The sequence below is a fragment of the Psychromonas sp. genome (assembly GCF_983033635.1).
Window position 1 is genome coordinate 8,839 of record NZ_CEZLMY010000064.1, and the last position, 10,198, is coordinate 19,036.

The following is a 10,198-nucleotide window of genomic DNA, read 5'->3' on the forward strand; positions in this document are numbered from 1 at the left end:
AGGTATCAGAACACATTTTAATATAAAAAATATCTCACCGTGATTTTTCCATCACAATTTAAAGACAAATAACACTCTTGGTTATCTTTTAATTTGAAATGATTAGCCCATCACGCTTTATTTGCCGGGTAATAACTTTAGTTAGCAACTGGTATGACCAACAACAGTCGCTATGAACTGCAAGATAACATCGAACAGCCAATTTTATTTCGCGCCCAATCAGGACGTTTTTTCGCGTAATCCTGGTTTTCTGCCTGCTCTTGATAGGGATTTTGTAAAATGATTTGCAGCTTTAAAATTTCACTAAAATCGCCTTGTTCGGCAAGTTCAATCGCTTGTTGTGCGATGTAATTGCGCAATACATATTTAGGGTTTACCTGGTTCATCGTCTCTGCGCGTTGCAGCTGCGTTAAACCATCAAAATTGATACGCGCCAGATAGCGTTCCAGCCACTGACTGAAACTCTGTAAATACTGAGTATCAAGTCCCGGTAAGTCGTAATAACAAGGAGCAAAGAGCGCTAACCATTGACTGTGAGATTGCAGATCGAGATCATTGGCAACGTTAGCGAGCAGACGATAAAAGAGAGTCATATCGGTTTCAACTGCAGTTAACAGTTTTTCTAAAGATTGAAACAGCTGTAAGTCACTTTGTCCCTGATACGCTTTAAAACCTAATTTTGCAGCCATCATATTGCACCATCTGTTTTGATAGTTAATGGCATAATCACTCATTATTGCTTGTAATGGCTCGGCTTCACCAATTAATGGAAATATCGCGTTAGCCAGTTGAAAAAGATTCCATTGGCCTATTTGTGATTGGCCGCCAAAGCGGTAGCGTTTTTCATGTTCATCTGTGGTATTTGGCGTCCAGTTTAGATCAAAATCATCAATCCAGCCGTAAGGACCGTAATCAATGGTTTCACCAATAATCGACATATTATCAGTATTCATAACTCCATGAACAAAACCCACACGCATCCAGTGCACGATCATCTCACTAGTGCGATTACAAATTTCACTAAACCAGTCGAGGTAAAGATCTGCAGTGAAGTTACCCTCTGTTGTTAACAGATGGGGAAAATCAGCTTTGATACTGTGTTGTACTAATTGTATTAAAAGTAGTTGATCACCACGCGAAGCGGGCAGTTGAAAGCTGCCAAAACGCAGGAATGAAGGAGATACACGGCATACAACCGCACCAGACTCAAACGCGGCATTACCGTCATACATTTTATCGCGTACTACTTGTTCACCGGTTAAACATAAACTTAACGCGCGCGTAGTGGGAATGCCTAAATGAAACATCGCTTCTGAACATAAAAATTCACGAATAGAAGAGCGCAAAACCGCCATGCCGTCGGCATGACGGGAATAGGGGGTTTTGCCTGCACCTTTAAGTTGTAGAGTCTGATTACCTAAAGTTGCTGTAATAAGTTCACCAAGGTTAATGGCGCGCCCGTCACCAAGCTGTCCGGCCCACTGACCAAACTGGTGGCCACCGTAGCAGTGCGCGTAACTTTGCATGCCCGGTAATAAGCGGTTACCTGTCATTACTTGTGTAAATTCTATTGAACGAATCGTCTCGCTTGAAAAACCTAATTGCGTTGCAAACTCTTGCGTCACTGCAATTAATTTTGGTGCTGCCGTTTTAGTGGTTGAAACAAAAGAATATGCTGCGTTTTCAACAGTTCTGCAATAATTATCAGTTTCCGGATCTGCTGGTAAGTTGTTAATAAAGCGATTGTCAAAAGAGAGGTCTGTCATGGTATCGGTTTCTTTATATAGTCAGATATTAATAGTATAGTAATTTAGTAGGGTATTTGCAGTAAGTAAGTGAATAAGATTTAGTTTTAGTTGCTTGAAGCTAAGTTGGCAAGTTGTTTAAACGGAAGCATAACTTAAATAAAAACAGATGTTATAATCGCCATTATTACAATTAATTTAAGTCTGCAATCGATGAAAGTGCTTCAGTATGTAAACCATTATCCCGCAAATATTGTGGATCAAGTTAAGTCACTAGTTGAGAAAAATAAACTCAGTGATTATCTGAAAAACAGATATCCGAATAAACACGCTATCAGTAGTGAAAAAGCGCTCTATGAGTATGTGCAGGATTATAAAAAGCGCTATTTAAAACAATCTTCTCCAATTAGCAAAGTAAGCTACGATCCTAAGTTGCAACTGGTAAAACATGCATTAGGTACGCATACCTATATATCACGTGTACAAGGGGGTAAGTTAAAAGCGAAACAGGAAATACGTATTGCAACGATGTTTAAGGAAGCGCCGCAAGCGCTGTTAGATATGATTGTTGTCCATGAATTGGCGCACCTTAAAGAGAAAGAGCATAACAAGGCGTTTTATAAATTATGCTTGCATATGCTGCCGGATTATCACCAGTTAGAACTGGATACGCGTTTGTTTCTTATCGAATATGAGCTTAATGGTGCTCTATACTAGGTAATAGAACAGGCTACAGCGAAGCTTTTAGTTTCTGCATCCCTTGGTCAATTGAAATAAGGGGCTGGTAACCAAGGTCATTCTTCGCCGCACTGATATCGAAATAGTGACTGGTTGAAAGCTGACGCGCTACAAAACGGGTCATAATCGGCTCCTCATTTTTTCTAAGCCCTAAATAGATCCACTCCAATATTGTACCGACGGCATAAGCCACGGAGGCCGGCACACGTTTAGTAACAGGGGCGAATCCTTTACAAGCAAGGATTTTGTTAAGCATATCGGCCATTAATATTGGTTGATCATTACTTAAAAAATAAGCTTTACCGGCACAAACCGGTTGTGATTCACTTAACTGGGCAGCAGCTAACAGATGTCCGTAGACAGCATTGTCGATATAAATGGTATCTACGAGTTTATCTGTTTTACCGACTAACTTTAGTTTGCCTGCCTTTGCTCGCTGTAAAACCCTAGGTACTAAGTGCGGATCGCCTGGTCCCCAAATCAGGTGAGGGCGTAGTGCAACAGTTTTCAGTGTTGCACAATTTGCATTTAAAACATTCTTTTCTGCAATCGCTTTAGATAAACCATAAAAATTTAAATATTGTTGTGCATACGGTGCAGATTCATCTATGCCATCTTCATCAAAGCCGCAGAAGGTTACACTTGGTGTACTGGTATAAACTAATCGCTGTATATTAAGTTCATGGCAAGCTGCTAAGATATTATCTGTTCCAGTCACATTAGGTGAAAAGTAGGATTGTTTGTTACCCCAGACACCAGCTTTTGAGGCAACATGAAAGACTAAGTCACACTCTTGCATTGCAGCTAACAGTGACTGTTTATCTGCAATATCGCCTTTGATTAACTGCACGCCCATAGCGCGTAGTTCGGGGTAATCTCCTCTGGCAAAACCAACCACGTCGATATTAGCACTACGTAAAAATCGACATAATGCTTTTCCTAAAAAACCGCCCGCGCCAGTGACAAAAACACGTTTTACCTGTGTTGATAACAGGGTTAAAACTGCTTGCTGCCTCTCATCTAACTTACTTAATTGTGGCATTGTATTAAAAGTTTCCAACTAGTTATTTATCTGCTGCTGCGCCCAAACGGCTAATTTTTCGCGGAATATTTTCGCATTGTGGCGGATATCCATCGGAAAACTTTGGTGAATTAAAAACTGTTTGATGCCTGCTGTTTGCGGGTGTCTATCAGCAATGAATTTTAATTCATTAAATAGCTTGGTAGAGTTTGTCGAGGCATTATCGTTTAGCTCAATACATAACAGCGGTTGCGTTTTTTCATTACAGGTTACTGCAACTAATGCAGTGCGTTTGATTTCTGGATGGGTATTGAATATTCGTTCACAGGGTATTGAAAAATAGCTTTTCTGTTGATTTTTATAGATTGAATTAACGGAATGTGCCTTACGACCGCAGAACCAGAGTTTGCCATGCTCATCGAGATAGCCGAGATCGCCCATACGGTGGCGTCCTGTGTTGCCGTCATCTATTTTTCCCGCAACTGTTGCTTGCGATCGTCGATAGTAGCTTAGGCTTACTTGCGGTCCTTTAACGACGATTTCACCAATCTGATAGGCTGGTAATGCCAGCTTGTCATCCCATTTCTCGATTATCTGTGTCGTAATCTTGATAATAGAAATTTCGATACCCTCTACTGCTAAACCGACACAAATACCACCGCCCGTATCGGTAATATTTTCAGTTAGTAATAGCGCAGAGCTGGTGATTTTACTAATTGGTAACGATTCTGTTGCACCATAAGAGTTAAGTAGTTCAACCCCATTATTAAGCAGCTTAGTAAAACGTTTGATTGAGGGTAGGGTTGCTGGTGCACCTGCAGAAATTACGCGTTTAAGCGAGCTTAATTTAAGGCTTTGCGCTACACCTGCTTGGCCTAATAGTTCGATTAATGCGGGGTTGGCGAACAGATTTGAGCACTGATATTTTTCAATGGCGGCAAAGATATTATTGGGATCTGCTGTGATTGGTTTACTGGCATCCATATCCGGCACAATCGAGGCCATCCCCAGTGCAGGACCAAACAGTGAAAATAGTGGAAAAGTCGCTAAATCTCGCTCACCATTTTGTATTGCATAATCATTTTTTAAAACGTTTATTTGTGCTTCGAACATTTCATGGCTATAAACAACACCTTTAGGCGTGCCAGTGCTGCCACTGGTAAACAGGATTGCAGCCATTTGCTGCGGATCGAGTTTAACCATTTGATAAGGCTGATCATTGTTACATTTTCTTAGTAAACGTTTTAAGCTGCTACCACCCCACAAACTCGATCCGGCGACAGTAATATTATGTTTAATGCTGGCTTTACCCCAGCCAAATAGTCGTCTGGCAATATGCGCTTTAGGAATGCCGATAAAAATATCAGGTTGTGCTTCGCTGAAACATTGCTTGAGGTTTTTAGTTCCCATGCCGGGATCAACTAATATAGGCACAATGCCAGCTTTAAACAGCGCAAAAGTTAATGCAAAAAAATCAATGCTTGGCGTTACCATCAGCACTGCCTTGTCACCACTTTTTAGGCCATATTGATTAAGTGCAAAAGCGATATGATCGCTACGCTGGTTAAGTGAATAAAAATTAATTTCTTGATAGGTAAGTTTGTTGAGTTTTTTCTTTTGAACAGCAACAGCAAGTGCTTTAGGCGTGTTTTTAGCTGCATCGACAAGATGACGGCAAAGGTTAGCTTGTTTGTTATTTTGCATAAATTAGTGAAGATCCACCTTAAATGTTCGATTTATCTTATCGCCATCAAATTATTGATGACGATACAGATTTTCATATTATGGGTTATCAGTCATAAATGTTTCAATGAGAGGAATAACCTGTTCGCTTGCATCTTCAAGAATATAATGACCGCAATCAGCAAATTCATTAACGGCCGCATGCGGCATTTTTTCTTTCCAAACGTCTAAGAAATGTTTATCAAAAACAAAGTCTTTTAGGCCCCAACAGATAATAGTTGGTACTTTTTGAAAGTTAGCCAGACTTTTATCAATATCAGAAACTAACTGATAGTTTTTATCATTCGGGAACAAGGGAATATCTTGCACAAAACGTAATGTTGAAATGCGGTTTTTCCAAGAGTTAAACGGCATTACATAAGCTTCGCGAATATCTTTAGGCATCGCTTTACGTTTAACACCAATATATGACGCGATTGAAGAGAATGCATTAAAACCGCGAACTAATATTGTTCCCAGCAGAGTATTACGGCAGATCCATAACGCCATCGGAAAGGTTTTTGCTTTTGGAATATGAAAAGCACCGGTGTTTAAAATAACTAACCGTTTGATTCGCTCCGGATAACGTGCCGCGTAACCCATACCAATCATGCCACCCCAATCGTGAACAACCAAAGTGATATTTTCTTTGATCTGTAAAGATTCAAGTAAAGCCTCTAAATCATCAATACGATTTTTAAGGGTGTACTCATACTCTTTATCGCCGGGCTTATCAGATAAACCGCAGCCGATATGATCGGGCACTATGCATTGATAATTTTTGCTCAGTGCTTTTACTAAATTGCGGTAATAAAAAGACCAGCTTGGATTACCATGAACCATTACGACGGGTTCACCAGAGCCTTCATTGAGGTAATGATATTGCTGACCATTACGATCTAAATAATTGCGTTTAAAAGGGAATAATGTATCTAAATTCATTTTACCACTCAAGTCCTAACATCATACAATTAAGGCCACTGCCTATACCTAAAAAGCTCACATTGTCGCCTTTCTTTAAAAAGCCTTGGTCATGTGCCATAGCTGCGGTTACGGGTAAAGAGACAGTGCCCATATTGCCTAGTTTTTGGTAAGTTGGAAACTCTTTGTGTGCAGGGATATTTAATGCTGCCAGCACCTGCTTTTGATTAGCAGAGCCAACTTGGTGACAGATAACTTTATCAACCTGCTCAACTAGCCAGTCACGTTGACTTAAAAAATGTTTCCAGGTGTCATGTGCTAGTGCCACACCTTCTTTAAGTAATGGCACTGCATTGGTACGCATAAACTCGCGGTGCAGTTTCAATCCAACTTCCTGTAAACCCCATTTACACAGATCATGATGCTCAGGTGCCGAAAGGTGGCTTGCGCCTAATAATTTATGTTGGCGTGAATTTTTCAGAGGCAAGCTGCCGTCAGTTAATAAAACAGCAACTGCGCCTGAGCCCCCTGTTAAGGTTGCTAATGATTGTGAGAAATTCTGAATAGTCGGGTTTTCAAGCATATTGTCGATAGTGATATCAACAATATGGCGAGCTGATTCACAAGATACCACTAAACCAGCTTTGATTTGGCCAAGTTCGATACGGTTAGCAATATCAAGCATGCCGGATAAAACGCCTAAACAAGCATTACTAATATCGTATATTGCGGTGTTGCTATTAACACCCAATTCTGCAGCAATACGGCAGGCTGTTGCAGGTTCGTGCTGATCCCGACACACACCAGTATAAACAACAGCGCCAATATCATTAATATTAATATCGGTTTCATCTATTGCTTTTTTAGCTGCTTCAATTGCCCCATCTGATAAACGATGATCTTTTGGCCACCAACGGCGTTCTTGAATGCCGGTTAAAGCGGCAAGCTGCCCCATTGGGATACGAAGTTTTTGATATAAAGGCGCAAGGCGCGATTCTAATTCGGTGCTTGAAATGGCATGTGGAGCCAGTTCATAAGCTAGGCTATTGATAAAAACACGGGAATATTTCATTAAACTGTTTTATTTCTCATCTATTTCACTATTAAAAGAGCAAATGTTCGGCGTACCCTTAAATCGAGGGCGTAGATTAACGCAATTCTTAATTTTAACAAAGGGCTATCCGCAAAGAATAATAGCTTTACACCTGTTTGGTGCGCTCACGCGTATTATTATTATTCAAAATTTTAGCGGTTTACCTTTTTTCAGGTAATTCACCCACTGTCTATTACCCTGTAGCGAATTTAATATTTCATTTGCTAACGGTAATGGTTCTTTGTTTATCTGACTTGCTAACATTTCAGCAAGCAAAGGAGCGCTGCATAATCCACGTGAACCTAATCCCGTTAACATATACAAATTATCGTAAAAAGGGGCATTATTAGGATTTAATGATTTTTGAGCATCTTGATAAAACAGTTTAGTCGCCTGGTAATCCGGCACAGCACCCGCATAAGGAAAATGATCGCGTGTAGTACAGCGAATACCGATATTTGCATCCTGATGATCGATCTCTATCTGCTCGACCCAGTCTTTACCTGCAATACATTTTGCTAACTTTTGTTTATTCTCAACTTGCTCCTGCTGCGAAAATGAGTCATCGACAATATGGCGCTTAAATGTCGCCCCCATGCAATGTTTTTGATCATTTGCCGGGGTTAAATATCCTTCATGGCAAAGCGTAACATTTAACTTATTGATGCCGTTAGCTGTCGGTATATGTGTTACTTGGCCGCGTGCCGCTGATAGCGGAATTGCCTGGCATTGCTTAAAATCTAATGTATCAAAACCGGTTGTGAATGCTAACAGGTCATGCTCAAAGCTGTGATCAGCGAAATTTAACGTCCAACCTTGTTGGTTTTGAGTAAAGGATTGTAATTTGTGATTAAACTTTACGGTTAAATCACCTGTCTGTTTGGCTTTATTAATAATCGCTTCAACCATCTGTTTAGGGCTTAACCATCCAGCAAGCGGGTAATATAAGGAGTATTGGCCAATATCAAGGTTGGAAATGGTATTTGTCTGGGCGATTGAACATTTACTGACAAGTTCATCTGGTAATTGTGCTTGCAGAATTTTATCAAGTTTTTTTGCAGATGCCGGATCGTAATAGAGCTGTAATAAACCTGACAAGTCAAAAGCAAATGGAAAAGAGTGAGCGATCTGCTGAATATAATTACGAGCGAATAAAAATGAATTTGCAAAGAATTGGCTCAAACTATTATGTTGACCATTTAATAGTGGATATAAAGCGCCTTGCTGATTACTGGAAGCTCCGGCCGCGAGTGATGAGTCTTTGCAGTAAAGTGTGATTTTATAACCGCGTTTGATTAATGCTAACGCCAGACAAGCACTGGCAATGCCGCCACCGATAATTGCTATATTGTCTGCTTTGATTGTTGCACTTGCGCGGTAATCCGGACCATGAGTTTTGATTTTTAAAGATGAGCTATCGAATCGCCCGACTAACATCTCGCGTTTTTTGCCATAACCTTTACGTTTCTGCATAGCAAACCCGGCATTTATTAAACCTCTGCGAACAAAACCAGCTGCAGTAAAGGTGGCAATTGTGGCATCTGCTTTACAAGTGCAGGCTATCTGTTTGAACAGTTGTTCACTCCACATCTCGGGATTTTTACTTGGTGCAAAACCATCTAAGTACCAGCAGTCAAAAATTCCGGAATCATAATTATAAAGTGCGGGCAGTGTCTCTTTTACATCCCCGAACCACAGATCTAAAGTAATATTAAATTGATCCAGAGTAATGCGGTGGCAACCTGTTAACGCCAGTGGATATTGTTCAATTAAGGGGGTAATAAAATCGCTTAATAAGGGCCATCGGTTGAGCGCACTTTGTAAGTCTTCCCTGTTTAGGGGAAACTTCTCGAAGCTGGTGAAATGCAGGCGTCGTAGTTGCGCTTTTGGCTGTGTTTGTTGGAATTTTTGAAACTGTAAACAAGTCATTAAAAAATTCAAACCTGTGCCGAAACCTGTTTCGGCTATTGTAAACAACTGCTCAGTACAGTTTAACCAGCGCTGATCTAAGTTATTGCCTTGTATAAAAACATATAAGGATTCGTTTAATCCTTGTTCTGTATTATAATAGACATCTTCAAATAGTGCTGAAAATGGTTCAGACTGATCAGACCAGTTTATTTGGGCATGCTTAATTAATTTGTTTTTGCCTTCAGACAAGATATATTTCCTATTCTGTGCGATTATATTTTAGTTTTAAATCGGTGTGCCTTGAATTTATGAATAATGGCCACATTTCGATAATCATATAATTAGTCCCTCAAGCAATAAAGGCTTAATAATGAAAAGAGCAGTAATTACAGGTATTGGTATTGTTTCTAGTATTGGTAACAATAAAGAAGAAGTTTTAGCGTCACTTAAAAGTGGTAAATCTGGCATCACATTCTCAGAGCAGTTTGCTGAGATGAAAATGCGCAGCCACGTTTGGGGCGACTTAAAAATTGAGCCAAAAGACCATATTGACCGTAAAGTTATGCGCTTTATGGGTGATGCCGCTGCATATACATACCTTTCTATGGAACAGGCGATCGCTGATGCAAACCTTCCTGAAGAGATGGTTTCTAACGAGAGAACTGGTTTAGTTGCCGGCTCTGGTGGTGGTTCTTCTAAAAACCAAGTTGAAGCATGTCAAATCATGAAAGACAAGGGCGTTCGTCGCGTTGGTCCTTATATGGTGCCGCGTACTATGGCGAGTACAACATCAGCTTGTGTTGCAACACCGTTTAAAATTAAAGGCATTAACTACTCAATGAGCAGTGCTTGTGCAACAAGCTCTCATTGTATCGGTCATGCGCTTGAGCAAATCCAACTTGGAAAACAAGATATTGTTTTCGCAGGTGGTGGTGAAGAGTTAGATTGGACTATGGCTTGTGAATTTGACGCAATGGGCGCACTTTCCAGCAAGTACAATGAGACGCCTGAAAAAGCGTCACGTACTTATGATGCAAACCGTGACGG

At 40.4% G+C, this 10,198-nt stretch carries 8 protein-coding genes; 2 read left to right on the forward strand and 6 right to left on the reverse strand.

From position 1 onward, the window contains the following. Nucleotides 1-170 precede the first annotated feature (170 nt). Nucleotides 171-1,766 (reverse strand): protein adenylyltransferase SelO, encoded by a 1,596-nt coding sequence (locus AC4GME_RS10170; protein ID WP_490379338.1) that lies wholly within the window; start codon nucleotides 1,764-1,766, stop codon nucleotides 171-173. A 192-nt stretch (nucleotides 1,767-1,958) separates the two neighbouring features. Between AC4GME_RS10170 and AC4GME_RS10175 the strand changes: the two genes are divergently transcribed. Then, the gene (locus AC4GME_RS10175) at nucleotides 1,959-2,462 is read left to right on the forward strand and encodes a M48 metallopeptidase family protein (RefSeq protein ID WP_490377181.1); all 504 of its coding nucleotides are present in this window, start codon (nucleotides 1,959-1,961) and stop codon (nucleotides 2,460-2,462) included. Nucleotides 2,463-2,475: 13 nt separating this feature from the next. On the opposite strand, the gene oleD is transcribed toward AC4GME_RS10175, so the two are convergent. The 5 genes from oleD to mnmC form a co-directional block, all read right to left on the reverse strand. Then, nucleotides 2,476-3,525 carry a 2-alkyl-3-oxoalkanoate reductase gene (gene oleD / locus AC4GME_RS10180; protein ID WP_490379339.1) on the reverse strand — a complete coding sequence of 350 codons (1,050 nt, stop codon included), beginning with the start codon at nucleotides 3,523-3,525 and terminating at the stop codon, nucleotides 2,476-2,478. A gap of 18 nt (nucleotides 3,526-3,543) precedes the next feature. Continuing rightward, on the reverse strand, nucleotides 3,544-5,208 hold the full coding sequence (gene oleC / locus AC4GME_RS10185) for an olefin beta-lactone synthetase (RefSeq protein WP_490377180.1): 1,665 nt from the start codon (nucleotides 5,206-5,208) through the stop codon (nucleotides 3,544-3,546). 78 nt (nucleotides 5,209-5,286) lie between these two features. Continuing rightward, a complete protein-coding gene (locus AC4GME_RS10190) occupies nucleotides 5,287-6,168 on the reverse strand; it encodes an alpha/beta fold hydrolase (protein WP_490377179.1) in 882 nt (293 codons plus the stop codon). 1 nt (nucleotide 6,169) lies between these two features. Continuing rightward, nucleotides 6,170-7,219 (reverse strand): 3-oxoacyl-ACP synthase III, encoded by a 1,050-nt coding sequence (locus tag AC4GME_RS10195; protein ID WP_490377178.1) that lies wholly within the window; start codon nucleotides 7,217-7,219, stop codon nucleotides 6,170-6,172. Nucleotides 7,220-7,384: 165 nt separating this feature from the next. After that, the gene (mnmC, locus tag AC4GME_RS10200; RefSeq protein WP_490377177.1) at nucleotides 7,385-9,400 is read right to left on the reverse strand and encodes a bifunctional tRNA (5-methylaminomethyl-2-thiouridine)(34)-methyltransferase MnmC2/FAD-dependent 5-carboxymethylaminomethyl-2-thiouridine(34) oxidoreductase MnmC1; all 2,016 of its coding nucleotides are present in this window, start codon (nucleotides 9,398-9,400) and stop codon (nucleotides 7,385-7,387) included. Nucleotides 9,401-9,521: 121 nt separating this feature from the next. Between mnmC and AC4GME_RS10205 the strand changes: the two genes are divergently transcribed. Further along, nucleotides 9,522-10,198: beta-ketoacyl synthase N-terminal-like domain-containing protein (locus AC4GME_RS10205; protein WP_490379340.1), on the forward strand; the 677-nt coding region annotated here is incomplete at its 3' end.

Bases quoted from the DNA above. Each gene is read 5' to 3' on its own strand.
- AC4GME_RS10190 (WP_490377179.1), bottom strand. From the start codon at position 6,168: ATGAATTTAGATACATTATTCCCTTTTAAACGCAATTATTTAGATCGT.
- AC4GME_RS10175 (WP_490377181.1), top strand. From the start codon at position 1,959: ATGAAAGTGCTTCAGTATGTAAACCATTATCCCGCAAATATTGTGGAT.
- AC4GME_RS10195 (WP_490377178.1), bottom strand. From the start codon at position 7,219: ATGAAATATTCCCGTGTTTTTATCAATAGCCTAGCTTATGAACTGGCT.
- oleC (WP_490377180.1), bottom strand. From the start codon at position 5,208: ATGCAAAATAACAAACAAGCTAACCTTTGCCGTCATCTTGTCGATGCA.
- oleD (WP_490379339.1), bottom strand. From the start codon at position 3,525: ATGCCACAATTAAGTAAGTTAGATGAGAGGCAGCAAGCAGTTTTAACC.
- AC4GME_RS10170 (WP_490379338.1), bottom strand. From the start codon at position 1,766: ATGACAGACCTCTCTTTTGACAATCGCTTTATTAACAACTTACCAGCA.